The sequence below is a fragment of the Pseudomonas marginalis genome, assembly GCF_008692035.1.
In the GTDB taxonomy this organism is placed as follows: Bacteria; Pseudomonadota; Gammaproteobacteria; order Pseudomonadales; family Pseudomonadaceae; genus Aquipseudomonas; species Aquipseudomonas marginalis.
Genome location: NZ_VTFG01000002.1, coordinates 2,093,224 through 2,111,489 on the forward strand (window position 1 = coordinate 2,093,224; position 18,266 = coordinate 2,111,489).

Annotated in this window: 15 protein-coding genes; 11 read left to right on the forward strand and 4 right to left on the reverse strand. The window is 63.3% G+C overall.

From position 1 onward, the window contains the following. Window positions 1–6 precede the first annotated feature (6 nt). From tcyJ to FX984_RS29870, 11 genes are all read left to right on the forward strand, one after another. Window positions 7–801, forward strand: a complete 795-nt coding sequence (tcyJ, locus tag FX984_RS29820; RefSeq protein WP_146476787.1) for a cystine ABC transporter substrate-binding protein — start codon at window positions 7–9, stop codon at window positions 799–801. Beyond that, entirely contained in the window at window positions 801–1,466 is a 666-nt protein-coding gene (tcyL, locus tag FX984_RS29825) for a cystine ABC transporter permease (RefSeq protein ID WP_027607833.1), read from the forward strand. Before tcyJ ends, tcyL begins: the two co-directional genes overlap by 1 nt. A 3-nt stretch (window positions 1,467–1,469) precedes the next feature. Continuing rightward, window positions 1,470–2,216, forward strand: coding sequence for an L-cystine ABC transporter ATP-binding protein TcyN (tcyN, locus tag FX984_RS29830; protein WP_027607834.1), 747 nt, complete (start codon window positions 1,470–1,472; stop codon window positions 2,214–2,216). A 305-nt stretch (window positions 2,217–2,521) separates the two neighbouring features. Then, window positions 2,522–3,298 (forward strand): hypothetical protein, encoded by a 777-nt coding sequence (locus FX984_RS29835; RefSeq protein ID WP_027607835.1) that lies wholly within the window; start codon window positions 2,522–2,524, stop codon window positions 3,296–3,298. A 187-nt stretch (window positions 3,299–3,485) separates the two neighbouring features. Next, entirely contained in the window at window positions 3,486–4,727 is a 1,242-nt protein-coding gene (locus tag FX984_RS29840; protein ID WP_027607836.1) for an SfnB family sulfur acquisition oxidoreductase, read from the forward strand. 24 nt (window positions 4,728–4,751) lie between these two features. After that, window positions 4,752–5,945, forward strand: coding sequence for an SfnB family sulfur acquisition oxidoreductase (locus FX984_RS29845; protein WP_092358662.1), 1,194 nt, complete (start codon window positions 4,752–4,754; stop codon window positions 5,943–5,945). After that, window positions 5,945–7,297, forward strand: coding sequence for an LLM class flavin-dependent oxidoreductase (locus tag FX984_RS29850; protein ID WP_146476786.1), 1,353 nt, complete (start codon window positions 5,945–5,947; stop codon window positions 7,295–7,297). The genes FX984_RS29845 and FX984_RS29850 overlap by 1 nt, the downstream gene beginning before the upstream one ends. 83 nt (window positions 7,298–7,380) lie before the next feature. Next, window positions 7,381–8,196, forward strand: coding sequence for a MetQ/NlpA family ABC transporter substrate-binding protein (locus tag FX984_RS29855; RefSeq protein WP_027607839.1), 816 nt, complete (start codon window positions 7,381–7,383; stop codon window positions 8,194–8,196). Then, a complete protein-coding gene (locus tag FX984_RS29860) occupies window positions 8,193–9,308 on the forward strand; it encodes a methionine ABC transporter ATP-binding protein (protein ID WP_092358658.1) in 1,116 nt (371 codons plus the stop codon). The genes FX984_RS29855 and FX984_RS29860 overlap by 4 nt, the downstream gene beginning before the upstream one ends. After that, the gene (locus FX984_RS29865) at window positions 9,298–9,942 is read left to right on the forward strand and encodes a methionine ABC transporter permease (protein ID WP_027607841.1); all 645 of its coding nucleotides are present in this window, start codon (window positions 9,298–9,300) and stop codon (window positions 9,940–9,942) included. Before FX984_RS29860 ends, FX984_RS29865 begins: the two co-directional genes overlap by 11 nt. 39 nt (window positions 9,943–9,981) lie before the next feature. After that, window positions 9,982–10,608, forward strand: coding sequence for a class I SAM-dependent methyltransferase (locus FX984_RS29870; protein ID WP_027607842.1), 627 nt, complete (start codon window positions 9,982–9,984; stop codon window positions 10,606–10,608). A 71-nt stretch (window positions 10,609–10,679) separates the two neighbouring features. Here the strand turns inward: FX984_RS29870 and FX984_RS29875 are convergent, their stop codons facing one another. The 4 genes from FX984_RS29875 to FX984_RS29890 form a co-directional block, all read right to left on the reverse strand. Further along, window positions 10,680–12,851: a glycoside hydrolase gene (locus FX984_RS29875; protein ID WP_146476785.1), complete on the reverse strand. Its 2,172-nt coding sequence runs from the start codon at window positions 12,849–12,851 to the stop codon at window positions 10,680–10,682. 202 nt (window positions 12,852–13,053) lie between these two features. Continuing rightward, window positions 13,054–16,119, reverse strand: a complete 3,066-nt coding sequence (locus FX984_RS29880) for an efflux RND transporter permease subunit (RefSeq protein WP_146476784.1) — start codon at window positions 16,117–16,119, stop codon at window positions 13,054–13,056. Beyond that, the gene (locus FX984_RS29885) at window positions 16,116–17,186 is read right to left on the reverse strand and encodes an efflux RND transporter periplasmic adaptor subunit (RefSeq protein WP_027607845.1); all 1,071 of its coding nucleotides are present in this window, start codon (window positions 17,184–17,186) and stop codon (window positions 16,116–16,118) included. Before FX984_RS29885 ends, FX984_RS29880 begins: the two co-directional genes overlap by 4 nt. Then, a complete protein-coding gene (locus FX984_RS29890) occupies window positions 17,183–18,265 on the reverse strand; it encodes an efflux RND transporter periplasmic adaptor subunit (RefSeq protein ID WP_027607846.1) in 1,083 nt (360 codons plus the stop codon). Before FX984_RS29890 ends, FX984_RS29885 begins: the two co-directional genes overlap by 4 nt. Window position 18,266: the final 1 nt, after the last annotated feature.

Consider the following 18,266-nt stretch of genomic DNA (forward strand, 5'->3'; position numbering starts at 1 on the left):
CTCTTCATGACTATTTCTGTATTGCGTCGCACGTTGCTGGTTGGCACTTTGGGTCTGGCGCTCGGCGCCGGCTGGCTGGGCCAGGCGGTTGCCGGCGAGCAACTGGGCAACATCAAAAAGGCCGGCGAGATCAAAATTGGCCTGGAAGGCACCTACCCGCCGTTCAGCTTCGTCGATGAAAGCGGCAAACTCAGCGGCTTCGAAGTCGAGCTGTCCGAGGCCCTGGCCAAAGAGCTGGGCGTGAAGGTCAAGCTGCAAGCCACGCCATGGGACGGCATCCTCGCTGCCCTGGAATCCAAGCGCCTGGATGCGGTGGTCAACCAAGTCACTATCTCCGAAGAGCGCAAGAAGAAGTACGACTTCTCCACGCCTTACACCGTGTCCGGTATCCAGGCGCTGGTGCTGAAAAAGAACGTCGACAGCATCAAGACCGCCGACGACCTGGCCGGCAAGAAAGTCGGGGTAGGCCTGGGCACCAACTACGAACAATGGCTCAAGGACAACCAACCCAAAGCTATTATCAAGACCTATAACGATGACCCGACCAAGTTCCAGGACCTGCGCATCGGCCGTATCGACGCCATCCTGATCGACCGCCTGGCCGCCCTGGAATACGCCAAGAAAGCCCCGGACACCGCCGCTGCCGGCGACGCCTTCTCCCGCCAGGAAGCCGGTATCGCCCTGCGCAAAGGCGAGCCCGAGCTGCTTGAAGCGGTGAACAAGGCCCTCGACAAGCTGCGCGCCGACGGCACCTTGAAGAAGCTGTCCGAGAAGTACTTCAACGCTGACGTCACTCAATAATGGAAGCAGGTTTCCAACTCGCGCTGGACTCCGCGCCCTTTCTGCTCAAGGGCGCGTACTACACGGTGCTTCTCAGCCTTGGCGGGATGTTTTTCGGCTTGCTGCTGGGCTTCGGCCTGGCCTTGATGCGGTTGTCGCGCTTCAAACTGCTGAGCTGGACAGCCCGCGTCTACGTGTCGTTCTTTCGCGGCACGCCCTTGCTGGTACAGCTGTTTTTGATCTACTACGGCTTGCCGCAAGTGGGCATCGAGCTGGATCCGATCCCGGCCGCCATGATCGGCTTTTCGCTGAACATGGCCGCCTACGCCTGTGAAATCCTGCGGGCCGCCATCGCCTCCATCGAGCGTGGCCAATGGGAAGCCGCCGCCAGTATCGGCATGACCCGTGCGCAGACCCTGCGCCGGGCCATCCTGCCGCAGGCAATGCGCACCGCCCTGCCACCGTTGGGCAACAGCTTTATTTCGCTGGTCAAGGACACCGCGCTGGCCGCCACCATCCAGGTGCCAGAACTGTTCCGCCAGGCTCAACTGGTGTCTGCGCGTACCTTCGAAATTTTCACCATGTATCTGTCCGCCGCCCTGATCTACTGGGTGCTGGCCAGCATCCTGGCGCATTTCCAAAACCGCCTGGAAGACCGGGTCAACCGGCATGACCTGGAGTCTTGAAGCATGATCGTGGTTGAAAAACTGACCAAACAATTCAACGGTCAGGTGGTACTCAACGGCATCGACCTGGAGGTCAAGGAAGGCGAAGTCGTCGCCATCATCGGCCCCAGCGGTTCCGGCAAGACCACCTTCCTGCGCTGCCTGAATTTCCTCGAAGAACCCACCAGCGGCCGGATCAAGGTGGGCGACATCCAGATCGACGGCAGCAAACCGCTCAACCAGCAACAAGGCCTGGTGCGGCGCCTGCGCCAGCACGTGGGTTTTGTGTTCCAGAACTTCAACCTGTTCCCCCACCGCACAGCGCTGGAAAACGTCATCGAAGGGCCGACCGTGGTCAAGAAGATGCCCCGTGAAGCCGCTGTTGCCCTTGGGCGCAAGCTGCTGGCCAGGGTCGGCCTGGCGGGCAAGGAAGACGCCTATCCACGGCGCTTGTCGGGCGGCCAGCAACAGCGCGTGGCGATTGCCCGCGCGCTGGCCATGGAACCGGAGGTGATCCTGTTCGACGAACCCACCTCGGCGCTGGACCCGGAGCTGGTGGGCGAAGTGCTGGCGACCATCCGCAGCCTCGCCGAAGAAAACCGCACCATGGTCATCGTCACCCACGAAATGAGCTTTGCCCGCGATGTGGCCAACCGGGTAATCTTCTTCGACAAGGGCGTGATCGTGGAGCAAGGCGAAGCCAAGGCGTTGTTCGCCAACCCCAAGGAAGAACGCACCCGGCAGTTCCTGAGCAAGTTCCTCGCCCACTGATGTGGCGAGGGAGCTTGCTCCCTCACCACACAATCTGCTCCTACAGAAAACCCTCGCCATCCACGCGTAAACCCGCCGTCTCCCTGATCCAAAAATCCCCCGCCCAGTCAGACCCTTCTGAATCTGCTCCAACCTGCCGTTTAGCCTTTTGCCGCCATTGACGCTCCTTGGTCAACCCTCTTATCTAGCGTCCAGAGGATTGGATCCTATCCCGGCTACTCACTGAATCGTTCCTTTCAGCCCACCTGCGCACCCGCGCCACGGGGCTGGAACGATTGCTGCTGGCTGCATCAAGGAGATTACTTATGACGCGCACTGCAACCCCGGCCCTGCTCACGGCCCCCACCTTGCCCCAGGCTAACCGGCACGGCATCAACGCACTGGCGGCCAGTCAACTGCAGGTGGACATCGCGCCTTACCCCGGCATGGATGAGGGCGACCTGATCGAACTGTTCTGGAACAACTGCTTTGCCGCCTCACGCAGGGTGAGCGCGTGCAAGGTCGGCTCGCCGACCCATCTGCGGGTGCCGGAAAGTTTTGTGCTGGACGGCCTGGCCCAGGTGCATTACCAGGTCATGCAAGTCGGTCGTGCACCTGCCCGCTCGGCCGTGAAAGGTGTGTGTGTAAAGACCCGATACCCCGGCGGCCAGCCCTCCCCCCTGTACAGCGACGAAAACCACAACCTCGCCCCCGTCGGTTTGCCCGAGTCCATCCGTCGCTACGGCGTCAACGGTCGCCAGGTGCGACGGGGCATTCCGCTGACCATCGCGCCTTACCTGAACATGGCCACGGGCGATGCCATCACCCTGCGCTGGGGAGACGTACGCATGGACCTGCCCAGGATCCAGGCCAAAGCCGTCGGGGTGGTCGTGCAGGTGTGGGTGCCTTCGACGGTGATTGTCGAGGCCGGTGACGACAGCCGCCTGGAGGTGACGTACTGCATTCTCGATCGTGTCGGCAACAATTCGCGCTGGGCGCCCACACGTACGTTGCGCATTGCCGCCTGCGCGCCGAGCCAGCCGGCCGGGACCGCGCGGGTCTACCAACCACGGCCCCTCGGCTCACCCTGTGAACCGGGGTGACAGACCTTCTATGCATATTCCCAAAAGTTAGTTTATTTAAATATTTAACACGCTTAGGGTATATGCACCGGACCACCGGACATCTCTGATTTTTCTGTTTTTATTTCATTGAATGCGAGGTCGGTATGGTCAGAATTACCCCGGTGCATAACGCCAGGGCATTACGTGCAGCCAAGGAGCGGCGCTGATGTCTAACTTGGCTCTAACACCCCCCCAGAGTGATCTGGACGTTGCTCCCCTGCTGTTGCCGGCCACCGTGCTGCGCAACGATGCAGAGGCGCTGAAGGCTGCCCATGAGCTGGCCCAGGCCGCGCGCCTGCAAGCCGCCCAGCGTGACCAGCAACGCAAGCTGCCGTGGGCGCAGATCGAACAATTCACCCGCAGTGGGCTGGGCAGTATTTCCATCCCCCGCGAATACGGCGGCCCACAGGTGTCGTTCACCACCCTGGCGGAGGTGTTCGCGATCATCAGCGCGGCAGACCCGGCCCTCGGGCAGATCCCGCAGAACCATTTCGGCATTCTGCAGGTGTTGCAGGGCGCCGCCACCGAGCGTCAGAAAGAGCACCTGTTCCAGAGCGTGCTCGACGGCTGGCGCATCGGCAATGGCGGACCTGAACGCGGCACCAAAAACACCCTGGAGCTCAAGGCGCGCATCACCGCCCAGGGCGATGGTTACGTGATCAGCGGCCAGAAGTTCTACTCCACCGGCGCGCTGTTTGCCCATTGGGTGGCCGTGAAGGCGCTGAACGACGACGGCAAGCAGGTCATGGCGTTTGTACGCCGTGGCACCGCAGGGCTGCGCATCGTGGATGACTGGTCGGGCTTCGGCCAACGCACCACCGCCAGCGGCACCGTGCTGCTGGACCGCGTGCCCGTGGACGCCGAACTGGTCGTAGACAACTGGCGCATCGGCGAAAGCCCGACTATCCAGGGCGCCGTTTCCCAACTGATCCAGGCCGCCATCGACGCCGGCATCGCCCGTGGCGCGCTGGATGACACCATCGCCTTTGTGCGGGAGCGTTCGCGCCCGTGGATCGACGCCAAGGTCGAGCGCGCCAGCGATGACCTCTACGTGATCGCCGATATCGGCAAGCTGAAGATCGAACTGCACGCCGCCGAGGCGCTGTTGCGCAAGGCCGGGCAAGTGCTGGACCAGGTCAGCGCCGCGCCGATCACCGCACAGTCCGCCGCGCGTGCGTCGATTGCCGTGGCCGAAGCGAAGGTGCTCACCACTGAAGTGTCGTTGCTGGTCAGCGAAAAGCTCTTCGAACTGGCCGGCAGCCGCGCCACCCTCGCCGAATTCAACCTCGACCGTCACTGGCGCAACGCCCGGGTGCACACCCTGCACGACCCGGTGCGCTGGAAGTATCACGCCGTCGGCGCCTATCGCTTGAACGGCACGTTGCCGGCTCGCCATTCCTGGATTTAACCGACCAGACCTCTGGAGAAACTCATGACCTTTTCTCACCGTGTCGCGGTTATCACCAGCGACGAACAGGCCCTTATTGTCGCCAGCGACCTGGCCGAAGACTTGCGCCGCGACAGCGCCCAGCGCGACCGCGAACGCCGCCTGCCGCTGCCCGAACTGGACGTGTTCTCGCGCTCCGGCCTGTGGGGCATCAGCGTGCCCAAGGCATTTGGCGGCGCGGGGGTTTCCAACGTGACCCTGGCCAAGGTCATTGCCCTGATCGCCCAGGCGGATGCCTCCCTGGGCCAGATTCCGCAAAACCATTTCTATGCCCTCGAAGTGCTGCGCGTGAATGGCAGCCCTGAACAGCAACAACGCCTGTACGCCGACGTACTCGCCGGCCAGCGTTTCGGCAACGCCCTGGCAGAACTGGGCACCAGGACCGCCCACGACCGTGTTACGTCCATCACCCGCGACGGCGACGGCTTCCGTATCACCGGCCGCAAGTTCTACGCCACCGGCGCGATCTATGCCCAGCGCATCCCCACCTCGGTGGTGGATGAACACGGCATCCAGCAACTGGCCTTTGTCCCCCGTGACAGCGAAGGCCTGACGGTCATTGACGACTGGAGCGGCTTCGGCCAGCGCACCACCGGCAGCGGCTCGGTGGTGTTCGATAACGTGTGGGTCGCCGCCCACGACGTGATCCCGTTCCAGAGCGCTTTCGAACGCCCGACCACGGTCGGCCCGCTGGCGCAGATTCTTCACGCCGCCATCGACACCGGCATCGCCCGCGCCGCCTTTGAAGATGCACTGCACTTTGTGCGTACCAAGACCCGCCCATGGATCGACTCCGGCAACGACAAGGCCACCGAAGACCCGCTGACCCTGAAGAGCTTCGGCCACCTGAGCATTCGCCTGCACGCCGCTGAAGCCTTGCTGGAACGTGCCGGTGTTTACCTCGATCGCGCCCAGGCCGACAGCAATGCAGAGACCGTGGCGGCAGCGTCCATCGCCGTCGCTGAAGTCCGCGCCTTGAGCACCGAGATTTCCCTGGCCGCCGGCAGCACCCTGTTCGAGCTGGCTGGCAGCCAGGCCACCCTCGCCGAGCACGGCCTCGACCGCCACTGGCGCAACGCCCGCGTGCACACCCTGCACGACCCGGTGCGCTGGAAGTACCACGCTGTGGGCAATTACTACCTCAACGCTGAAAACCCGCCACTGCGGGGGACCATTTGATGGCAAAGAAAAAGATCCTGCTCAATGCCTTCAACATGAACTGCATCGGGCATATCAACCACGGTATGTGGACCCATCCACGGGACACGTCCACCCAGTACAAAAGCATCGAGTACTGGACCGACCTCGCGCAAACCCTGGAGCGCGGGCTGTTCGACGGTTTGTTCATCGCCGATATCGTCGGCGTGTATGACGTGTACCAGAACTCCATTGATGTGCCGCTCAAGGAGTCGATCCAGCTGCCGGTCAATGACCCGCTGTTGCTGGTTTCGGCGATGGCCGCCGTGACCAAAAACCTCGGCTTCGGCCTCACCGCCAACCTCACCTATGAGCCGCCGTACCTGTTCGCCCGGCGCATGTCCACGCTCGACCACCTGAGCCGCGGCCGGGTGGGCTGGAACATCGTCACCGGCTACCTCGACAGCGCCGCCAAGGCCATGGGCCTCACCGAACAGGTCGAGCATGACCGGCGCTACGACCAGGCCGATGAATACCTGGAGGTGCTCTACAAACTCTGGGAAGGCAGCTGGGAAGACGACGCGGTGCTCAACGATCCGCAGGCGCGGGTCTATGCGCAGCCGGGCAAGGTGCACAAGGTCGAGCACCATGGCGAGTTCTACCAGGTGGAGGGTTATCACCTGTGCGAGCCGTCGCCGCAGCGTACGCCGGTGCTGTTCCAGGCCGGCAGTTCAGACCGTGGCCTGTTGTTCGCCGGGCGCCATGCCGAGTGCGTATTCATCAGCGGGCAGAACAAGGCCGCGACCAAGGTGCAGGTGGACAAGGTGCGCGCCAGCGCGGTCGAGGCCGGGCGCAACCCGGATGACATCAAGGTGTTCATGGGGCTGAACGTGATCGTCGGCGCCACCGAAGAACTGGCCTGGGCCAAGCATGCCGAGTACCTGAGCTATGCCAGCGCGGAGGCCGGCGTCGCGCACTTTTCGGCGTCCACCGCGATTGATTTTGCCCAGTACGAACTGGACGAGCCGATCCAGTACGTGAAGAGCAACGCGATCCAGTCGGCCACCAAGAATCTGCAGAACAACGACTGGACCCGACGCAAGTTGCTCGAACAGCATGCCCTCGGCGGGCGCTATATCACCCTGGTCGGCTCCCCCGAACAGGTCGCTGACGAGCTGGAATCCTGGATCAGCGAAACCGGGCTGGATGGCTTCAACCTCACGCGCATTGTCACGCCGGAAAGCTATGTGGATTTTATCGACCTGGTAGTGCCGGAGTTGCAGAAGCGGGGGTCGTACAAGACCGAATATGAGAGCGGCACGCTGCGGGAAAAGGTCTTCCACGGCAGTGCTCGCCTACCCGAACAACACACCGGATCTACCTACCGCCACTGAACAAAAAAGGTGGGAGGGGGCAAGCCCCCTCCCACATTGGATCTGCATTGTTTGCCCTAATACCTTATGACTGGAAAGCCACTATGAAAAAGACATTCCTCAATAACCCAGTCAAAGCACTGGCCCTGGCCTTCGGGTTGTTCAGCTCGGCGGTGTTCGCCGCCGATGCACCGTTGAAAATCGGCACCACCGCCGCCTTCGCGATTCCCCTGGAGGCCGCCGTCGCCGAAGCCGGCAAGCAAGGCTTGAAGGTCGAGCTGGTGGAGTTCACCGACTGGATCGCGCCCAACGTCAGCCTGGCCGCCGGCGATATTGACGTGAACTACTTCCAGCACATCCCGTTCCTGGAAAACGCCAAGACCGCCGCCGGTTTTGACCTGGTGCCGTACGCGCCGGGCATCATCAACAACGTCGGGCTGTATTCGAAAAAGTACAAAAGCATCAACGACCTGCCCCAGGGCGCCAGCGTGGCGATTGCCAACGACCCGATCAACAGCGGTCGCGGCCTGCAACTGCTGGCCAAGGCCGGCTTGATCACCCTCAAGCCGGGCGTGGGCTACAAGGCCACCGAAGAAGACATCGTCAGCAACCCGAAGAAGATCAAGATCCTGCAAGTCGAGGCCGTGCAACTGGTGCGCGCCTATGACGACGCGGACCTGGTGCAGGGCTACCCGGCCTACATCCGCCTGTCCAAGACCTTCGATGCCGAGTCGGCGCTGCTGTTCGACGGCCTCGACCACCCGGAATACGTGATCCAGTTCGTGATCCAGCCAAAAAGCAAAACCGACCCGCGCGTGATCAAGTTCGTCGACATCTACCAGCACTCGCCGGTGGTGCGTGCCGCCCTGGATAAATCCCTCGGCAAGCTCTACCAAGTCGGTTGGGAAGATAAAAAATGACCGCCGCCCACGCTCGACTGCGCGACCTGGGCTCACCGCCCAGGGACGCCGAACAGACAGAACTGCATCCGGACCTGAACCGCGCGCACGTGCGCTTTATCAACCTGGGCAAGACCTACGACGGCGGCGTGCATGCCTTGCAAGGCATCGACCTGGCGATCCAGCGCGGTGAAGTGTTCGGCATTATCGGCCGCAGCGGCGCCGGCAAGTCCTCGCTGATCCGCACCATCAACCGCCTGGAACAACCCAGCAGCGGGCGCGTGCTGATCGATCAGGTGGACATCGGCGACTTCGACGAAGACCACCTGGTGGCGCTGCGCCGACGTATCGGCATGATCTTCCAGCACTTCAACCTGATGTCGGCCAAGACCGTGTGGCAGAACGTCGAATTGCCGCTGAAAGTCGCCGGCGTGCCCAAGCCCCAGCGTGAGCAAAAAGTGCGCGAGCTGCTGGAATTGGTCGGCTTGCAGGACAAGCACAAGGCCTACCCGGCGCAGCTGTCCGGTGGGCAGAAACAGCGCGTGGGCATTGCCCGTTCGCTGGTGCACGACCCGCAGATCCTGCTGTGCGACGAAGCCACCTCGGCCCTCGACCCGGAGACCACCCAATCGATCCTCGGCCTGTTGCGCGAGATCAACCGGCGCCTGGGCCTGACCATCGTCTTGATCACCCATGAGATGGCGGTGATCCGCGACATCTGCGACCGCGTGGTGGTGCTGGAACACGGGCGCATCGTCGAGCAAGGCCCGGTGTGGCAAGTGTTCGGCAACCCGCAACATGAGGTCAGCCAGACCCTGCTGGCGCCGCTGCAACATGGGCTGCCGGAAGAACTGCAAAGCCGTTTGCACCCCCAGCCTGAATCGCCGGACGCCGCCGTGGTGCTGCGCTTGCAGTTCACCGGCAGTGCCAGCGATGAACCGGACCTGGCCGCGCTGTTCAGCGCCCTCGGCGGGCGCGTGCGCTTACTGCAGGGCGGTGTCGAACGGATCCAGGGGCATGCCTTGGGGCAACTGCTGCTGGCGGTGAATGGCTCACCCCATAACAGCGAAGAACTGCGCAACCGCGCTGCGAACTGGGCACAACAGGTGGAGGTGCTGGGCTATGTGGTTTGATCGTTTGGTGCAAGGCGCCATCGACACTTTGTTGATGGTCGGCGTGTCGTCGTTGATCGCCTTGCTGGTGGGGATTCCGCTGGCGGTGTTTCTGGTGACCAGTGACAAGGGCGGCATCTACCAGGCGCCGACGCTGAACCGGGTGCTGGGGGCGTTCGTCAATCTGTTCCGCTCGATTCCGTTTTTGATCCTGATGGTGGCGCTGATCCCGTTCACGCGGCTGATCGTCGGCACCACCTATGGCGTGTGGGCGGCGGTCGTACCGCTGACCATCGCCGCCACACCGTTCTTCGCGCGGATCGCCGAAGTGAGTCTGCGCGAGGTCGACCACGGCCTGATCGAAGCCGCCCAGGCCATGGGTTGCCGGCGCTGGCACATCATCTGGCATGTACTGCTGCCCGAGGCGCTGCCGGGGATTGTCGGCGGGTTCACCATCACCCTGGTGACCATGATCAACTCGTCGGCCATGGCCGGGGCGATCGGGGCCGGTGGCTTGGGCGACATTGCCTATCGCTATGGCTACCAGCGCTTTGATACGCAGATCATGCTTACGGTGATTGTGCTGCTGGTGATCCTGGTGGCGGTGATTCAACTCGGCGGCGATCGCCTGGCGCGAGTGCTGAACAAGAGGTGAGGTATAGTCGGGCCATCTCAGTGCCCGGTATTCATCACCATGCCCCTCAAGCCCGACGACCTCGACCAGATCACGTCCACCACCCTCGGCCACTACAACAGCGTGGCCGAGAGCTTCCGTGAAGGCACCCGCGATCACGATGTGAGCCAGAACATCGACGCGCTGCTGCGGCATATCCAGGGCTCGGCGCCCTTTACCGTGCTGGATTTCGGCTGCGGGCCGGGGCGGGACTTGCAGACCTTTACGCGCCTGGGGCATATCGCCGTCGGCCTGGATGGCTCCGAGCGGTTTGCGCAGATGGCGCGCGAAGACAGCGGCTGTGAGGTGTTGCAGCAGGACTTCCTCAAGCTGGATCTGCCCGCCGAACGCTTTGACGGGATCTTTGCCAATGCGGTGCTGTTTCATATCCCCAAGCAGGAATTGCCCCGTGTGCTCAAGCAACTGCATGGGGCGTTGAAGCCCGGCGGTGTGCTGTTCAGTTCCAATCCACGGGGTGAGAACCAGGAAGGCTGGAACGGGCCGCGCTATGGTTCCTATCACGACCTCGAGGCCTGGCAGGCACTGCTCACCGCCGCCGGCTTCGTGGAACTGGAGCATTACTACCGACCCGCCGGGTTGCCTCGACCCCAGCAGCCCTGGTTGGCCAGCGTTTGGCGCAAGGCTTGAGTCAACCCACATTTGGAATGCATGCCCCTGTGGGAGGGGGCTTGCCCCCGATGACGGACTGATGGACACCCCTACTGCACCTGATACACCACCGATGTCCCATCCACCACCGCTGTCACACTCCTTGCCGCAAACCCCTCTCTGGACCCCGTGGAAAAATTCGCCACCAACCGCGTGCCATCGGCAAACGTGGTTTCCTGCACCTGCCGATCCGCCGTCAGCCAGCGAAACCCGGTCATCGCCTGGGTGGCCAGGCGCTCATGCAGCGGTCGGAAAAATCGATCCTGGCGCTGGATCAGCGGCAGCCGCGCCTTGAGCGTCGCAGCACTCAGGTGATAAAGCGGCGGCACGTTGTAGAGCAGTTGGGTCAGCTCATTTTCAGCCCGCACATTGCTCAGCTTGAGGCTGTCGAACAGCCAGTGATGGGTGGTGATCACCGAGCCATGGAACACCGCCTGATACAGCGGCAGGCGCAGCGTCGGGTCGAAGTAGAGGGTGCGAAACGGCTCGTTCAGCGGCACCGACTTGAAGAACACCGCCGGTTGTTCCGGCGGGTACCAGTTGCCCACGTAGTAGGGCGACTGTTTGTCCTGGGTCATGTCGCGATCCCCCCAGCCCAGCACCGGGGTTTGCATGCCATGGGCGAACAGGATGCCCTGGGCGGTGATGGCGTTGCCGTCTTCGGAGCCGGTCGGCAATTGCAGCGTGGTGTTCAGCCAACGGGCTGCATCGATATTGCCTTCGGCGTTTTGCGCCTGGGTCATCGGTGCGTTGGTGCGGTAGCTGTCGAACAGCATGCTGGTGGCGTACGCATCGAGAAACCAGGCGTTGAAGCCGGCCCTGGCCTGCACGGCTTTCACCCGCGCCTCCAGCAGAGGCCGCACGCAGCGCGGGTCGGTGTAGTGGCCGGACTGCTGGAAGCCGGTCTTGAGCGTGCCGTCCTTCAATACGATGGCGCAGTCGCGGTAAGCCTGGCTGCCCAGGTGGGCGGTGGTCCAGTCGGGGTTTTCGGTGGCGGACAACGCGGTTTGGTAGGAATCGTAGGGCGCCATCAGGTAGCCGGCGTCGACACCGGCGCGGATGGTCTCTGGGTGCCAGAGGCCGCCTTCCCAGCCTTCGCCCAGGGTCAGCATCAAGCGTGGCAGCCCGGCGTCGCGCAGCGTCTGTACCACCTGGCTGCCCCAGGTGCCGGGGCTATCGCGCAGGGCGCCGGCAAAGTCCACGGCCAATTCGCGACGCAACTCGCCATAGCGCGCGGCAAGACGGGTCATATCGGGCTCGTCCACCTGCCAACTCTGCCGGGCCTTCCTGTTGATCGCGGCGTTGAGGCCGCGCAACAGCACGCTTTGCTCGTAGCGATTCAAGGCGCGGGGCTGCACCAGCACCGCTGCGGAGTCCTTGTCCAACAGGCCTCTGAGCTCATGAGCGCGCAAGCGCTGGAGCAACAACGGCCAATCACGCACACCCTCCGGCGCCAGCAGGTCATTGCCCCACAGGTAGACATGGCTGGCGCCCAGCAGCTTTTCAGCCTCAGGGGTTTGCCGCAGCTTGTCTGCCAGGGGCTCATAGCGACCCTGCGCGACCAGCCATCGGCGATAGCGCTTGGCCCCGGCCAGGGGATCGCTTTCGCCCAGGTGCAACAGCAGGGTCATGGGAGCAGCAGGCCCGAGCGAAGTGAACTCATGGGCCAGCGACAACGCCTGGCCCCGCCAGCGCAGGCGGTTGTTATAGGGATTGGTCAGCAGCCAGTTGAGGGTAAAGGCGCCGTGATCGACGCCCCACAGCGGCAGGCTGAGGTCCTGGGTGGTGTTGATGTCACCCTGCGCCACCAGGAAAGCGTTCCACATGGCATGGCCGGCCGGCACGTAATGCCCTTCGGCCAACGGCCATATCAACCCTCGGCCCATGGCGCTCGGCGGTTGCAGAAGAATCGGCAGCTCACCGGCTTCCCGCGCCGTGATCGACAGCACCAGGTCGCGCTGCTCAAGGCTGGCAGTCAGGCGATAGGCACCGTCGTCCCATTGCCAACGGACCTGTTGCGCGCTTTGTGCCAGTTGACTGACGGCACGCGCCGCTACGCCGTTGGAGGCCTGCACCTGGGGCTGGCCACTGGGTGTCACACGGATGGCGAGGGTGGCCGGGTCGAGTTCGACTCGCCACAGCGGGTTTTCCAATACGGTGCCGGCAAAGGCCAGGGGCGACAGGAAGCAGCAGATCAGCAAGGTATGACGCAGACGGTTCATGGCAGGCGACCGTTGAGAGGTGGAGGCCGGAGGGTAAAGCACTCAACGGTTGGCCAGGGCAACAAGTGTCGCTTTCGGAAGTTTCCCACGGATCAAATGCCCAGCTGAGATCAATTGTGGGGGCTTGCTCCCGATGGCGGTGGGTCAGCAAAAAATATTTGTCTGCCCCACCGCCATCGGGAGCAAGCCCCCTCCCACACTTTTATCCGTGTTGTTCCTGTTGCTTCTGTTTTGGCTCGCGGATCTTGTACCAGGCCACATAAAGCGCCGGCAGGAACAACAACGTCAGCAAGGTGGCGATGATGATCCCGCCGATCATCGCGTAGGCCATCGGCCCCCAGAACACTTCGCGGGCAATCGGGATCATGCCCAGGCTCGCCGCCGCCGCCGTGAGCAGGATCGGCCGGCGCCGATGCTCGGTGGCTTCCACCACCGCGTCCCACGGCGTGTAGCCGGCCACTTCATATTCGTGGATCTGCGTCACCAGGATTACCGAGTTGCGGATGATGATGCCGATCAGCGCCAGGATGCCGAGGATCGCCACAAAGCCCATGGGCGTGCCCGTGGGGATCAACGCCAGCACCACGCCGATCAGCCCCAGCGGCGCGACACTGGCCACCAGGAACATCTTCTGCACGCTGTGCAGCTGGATCATCAGGAACGTCGCCATCAGGAACAGCATCAACGGCACCACGCTGGCAATCGGGCCTTGGGCCTTGCCGCTTTCTTCCACGGTGCCGCCGGTGGCGACCTTGTAGCCCACCGGCAGGCCGGCGCTGAATTGGTCGATCTCCGGCTTGAGCTGCTTGACCAGGTCGGTCGGCTGCATCTCATCGCGCACCGAGGCCTTGATGGTGATGGTCGGCTTGCGGTCGCGACGCCACACCAGCGGCTGCTCCAGCTCATAGCGCACGGTGGCGAAGGCCAGCAGCGGAATCGAGGTGCCGTTGGGCGTGACGATCTGCAGGTTCTGCAAGGTTTCCGGGGTACCGCGCTCGGCGTCCTCGGCACGGCCGACCACGTTGATCAGGTAGATGTCGTCGTGCACCTGGGTTACCGAAGCACCACTGACCACGCTGTTCATCAGTTGCGCCACGTCTTCGGAGGACAGCCCGAGCTGGCGCGCCTTGTCCTGGGCAATGTCGATGCGCAGCACTTTGCCCGGCTCGTTCCAGTCGTAGATGATCTCGCCCAGGTGGGTGTTTTTATCCAGCAGGGTCGCCAGTTCGATGGCGTGTTTACGCACCTGGTCGGTGTCTTTGCCGGACACGCGATACTGGATCGGACGCCCTACCGGCGGGCCCATTTCCAGCGGCTGCACGAAACTGCCGATGCCCACGAAGTCGTCGCGCAGGCGCTTTTGCAGGCGCGCAATCAGGGCACCGCGCTCTTCCAGGCCTTTGCTGACGATCACCAGTTGCGCGTAGTAGGGGTTTTCCAGTTGCTGGTCGAGGGGCAGGTAGAAACGGATCGCGCCCTGGCCGATATAAGTGCTCCAGCGTGCAATGTCCGGGTCGTCCTTGATGATCGCTTCGAGGCGGTCGACGGCCTTGCGCGTCTCGTTGATCGAGGCGTTTTGCGGCAGGTTGAGGTCGACGAGGATTTCCGGGCGGTCCGACGAAGGGAAGAACTGGTTCTGCACAAACTGCATGGAGAACACCGACGCCACGAACAGGCCCACGGTGATGCCGATGGCCCACCAACGGTTGCGCATGGCCCAGAGCATGCCGCCATTGAACGCGCGGCCGATGCGCCCCGGCTCGGCGCTGTGGGGTTTCACCTTGGCGCTGAGGATATGCACGCCGATCACCGGCGCAAACAGCACCGCCACCACCCACGACACCAGCATCGCCACGGCAATCACCGCGAACAGGGTAAAGGTGTACTCGCCCGCCGAGCTGGCGTTGAGGCCAATCGGCACGAAGCCGGCCACGGTCACCAACGTACCGGTGAGCATCGGGAATGCCGTGGAGGTGTAGGCGTAGGTCGCCGCCTGCTCCTTGGTTTCGCCTTTTTCCAGGCGCGTGATCATCATCTCCACGGTGATCATCGCATCGTCCACCAACAGGCCGAGGGCGATGATCAACGCACCCAGCGACACACGCTGCATGGTGATGCCGCTGTATTCCATGAACACGAATACCAGCGCCAGCACCAGTGGAATCGAGCACGCCACCACCAGCCCGGCGCGCATGCCGAGGCTGATAAAGCTCACCACCAGCACGATGATCACCGCTTCGAACAGCGCGCTGGTAAAGCCGCCGACGGCCTCTTCCACCACTTCGGCCTGGTCGGAGACCTTATGCACACCGACGCCCACCGGCAGGTCGGCGGTCAGTTCGTCCATGCGCGTGTGCAGGGCCTTGCCGAACGACTGGATATTGCCGCCCTTCTGCATGGCGATGGCCAGGCCAATCGCCGGCTTGCCGTTGAAGCGGAACATCGGCCGCGCCGGGTCGACATAGCCACGGCTGATCTCGGCGATATCCGCCAGGCGATAGAAGCGGTCATTGAGGCGCAGGTTGACGTTGGCCAGGTCTTTCTCCGAGGCGAACTGCCCCGAGGTACGCACCGAGATGCGCTCCGGCCCGGCCTCGATCACCCCGGCGGGGGTCACCGCGTTCTGCGATTGCAGGCTTTGCACCACTTGGCGCTGATCGATGCCCAGGGCCGCCAGTTTGCGCGTGGAGAAGTTCAGGTAAATCACTTCGTCCTGCTGGCCGATCATCTCGACCTTGCCCAGCCCCGGCACCGAACGGATCTCGGCGCGCACCTGCTCCACGTAGTCGCGCAACTGGCGCATCGACAGGCCGTCGCCGGTAAAGGCGTACACCGAGCCGAACACATCGCCGAATTCGTCGTTGAACGACGGCCCCTGCAAGCCCTGGGGGAAGGTGCCGCGAATGTCGTCGATCTTCTTGCGGACCTGGTACCAGATCTCCGGAATCGCCTTGGCGCCGGTGGTGTCCTTGAGGAACACGAACACCGTGGATTCACCCGGTCGCGTGTAGCTTTTCACATAGTCGAGGGCGTCGAGTTCCTCGAGCTTTTTCTCGATGCGGTCGGTGACCTGCTTGAGGGTTTCTTCCTGGGTCGCGCCCGGCCAGCGGGTCTGGATCACCATGGTCTTGATGGTGAACGAAGGGTCTTCCTCGCGGCCCAGGTTCATGTAGGAGAACACGCCCATCAGCAGCGCGACGAACATCAGGTACCAGACGAAGGACTGATGCTTGAGGGCCCAGTCGGATAAGTTGAAGCTGCCTTTCATCGCGGGCTGTCCTCGTCGATTTTGACTTTCTGCCCGGGCTTCAGGCTGTTCACGCCGGCGGTAACGATACGCTCGCCGGGTTTGACGCCGCCGTTGAGCAAGGCGCTGTCAGCGTCACGGCTAAGCACCGTGATATCGCGCGGTTGCACGGTCTGGCTTTGGGTATCGAGGATCCAGATGCGGGTCTTGCCGTCGACTTCCTGCAAGGCGCTCAGGGGCAATTCGATGCGTGGGGCGATGGCCGAACTCAAGGTCACGCTGATCGCCGTACCAAGGCGGAACGCGGGCGGCGTTTCGGCCAGGGTCAGGCGCGCGCGACGGGTGCGCGTGGCGCTTTGGGCCTGGGGTTCGATCTCGCGCACGGTGGCGGTGGTGTGGACGCTGGGGTCGAGTTGCCCGGCGACGAGGAATACCACATCCGCCGGCAGGCGCTCGGCGAGGCCGGCGGGCAGGTCGATGACCGCCTCCTTGATGTCCGGGCGCGCCAGGGTCACCACTTGCTGACCGGCGCTGACCACCTGGCCGGCCTCGGCATTCCAGGCGGTGACGATGCCGGCGTGGTCGGTGCGCAGCTCGGCGTAGTTGAGCTGGTCCCTGGCCTGGTTGACCGAAGCCTGAGCCTGGTCGAGGGAGGCCTGGGTGGTCTTCAGGTCGGTCTGGGCCACGTCCAGTTGGGCCTGGGCGCCGACGCCACGGTTGAACAGCTCCTGCTGGCGACGGGCATTGGCCTGGGCGTTGATGAACTGGGCCTGCACCCGTGCCAAATCGCCCTGGGCGGCGCGCAACTGGTTCTGTTGGTCGGTAGGGTCGAGCACCGCGAGCAAGGCGCCCTTGTCCACTTCGGCGCCCACATCCACGGCACGCCGGGCGATGCGACCGGGGACGCGAAAGCCCAGATTGCTTTCATAGCGCGCCTGGATGGTGCCGGCGAAACGGCCGAGGGTTTCCTGGTCCTCGGACTTCACCTCCATGGACAGCACCGGGCGCACGGGCTCGGGCGCCGGTTCTTCCTTGGAGCAGGCCATCAGCAACAGGCTGGCGGCGAGTACAACCGTCAGGCGCTTCATGGCTGGGCTCCTGGCTGGGCAATCTCGACCAGCATGCCGGGGTGCAGCAATTGCCCACCGGCCACCACGACTTTTTCGCCGCCCTTGAGGCCGTCGCCAATAATCACTTTGCCGGTGAGGTAACGCGCCACCGTGACCTTGTGCAGTTGCGCCTTGCCCTCGCCGTCCACCAGCCATACGGCGGGCTCGCTGAGGTCTTTGGTCAACGCCGACCAGGGCAGCTCGATACTCGCCTTGGCCGGGCCATTGGCGGTGGCACTGACCACCGAACCAAGCCGCATGCCTTCGGGTAACGATTGCAGGGCGATCTTCACTTGCACCGTGCCGGTATTGGCGGCCACAGCAGGTGTGACTTCACGCACTTTACCCACGGCCTTGATGCTCGGGTTATCCAGCAGGCTGACGGTGATCGGCGCATCCGGTGGCGGCTCAACCAGCAGTGACTCATAGACGTTGAACACCGCATCGCGCTCGCCATCGCTGGCCAGGCTGAAAATCGGCACGGTGGCCTGCACCACCTGACCGACTTCGGCCTGGCGCGCGGTGATCACCCCCGGCGCATCCGCGATCAGCGCGGTATAGCCGAGTTGTTCACGGGCGTTGGCCAACTGTGCCTGCGCGGCGGCCAGGGCACTTTGGCTGCTGCGCAGCGCGGCCTGGGCGGAATCGTATTCGCTGCGGCTGGTGTAGCCCTTGGGCAGGAGCTTTTCCTGGCGCACAAACGCGGCGGCGGTTTGCTTGACCCGCGCCTGCTCGGCCACGACCTGGGCCTGGGCGGAGTCGACGTTGGTCTGTAGATCCTTGGGGTCGAGCCTGGCCAGCACCTGCCTGGCTTTAACGCGATCGCCCACATCCACCATGCGCTGGATGATCTTGCCGCCGACCCGGAAGGACAAATCGGTTTGCACGCGGGCCTGGATATCTCCGGTCAGCGTGACGGCCGCGGCGAAATCGGCGGGTTGTACGGTTTGAACAAAAACCCGCGAATGGGCCTTGGGCTCAGCTTTTTCCTGGCCACACGCGCTCAGCAACACCACTAAACCCAGACCGACGATACAGATGGAAATACGACCGCCCATG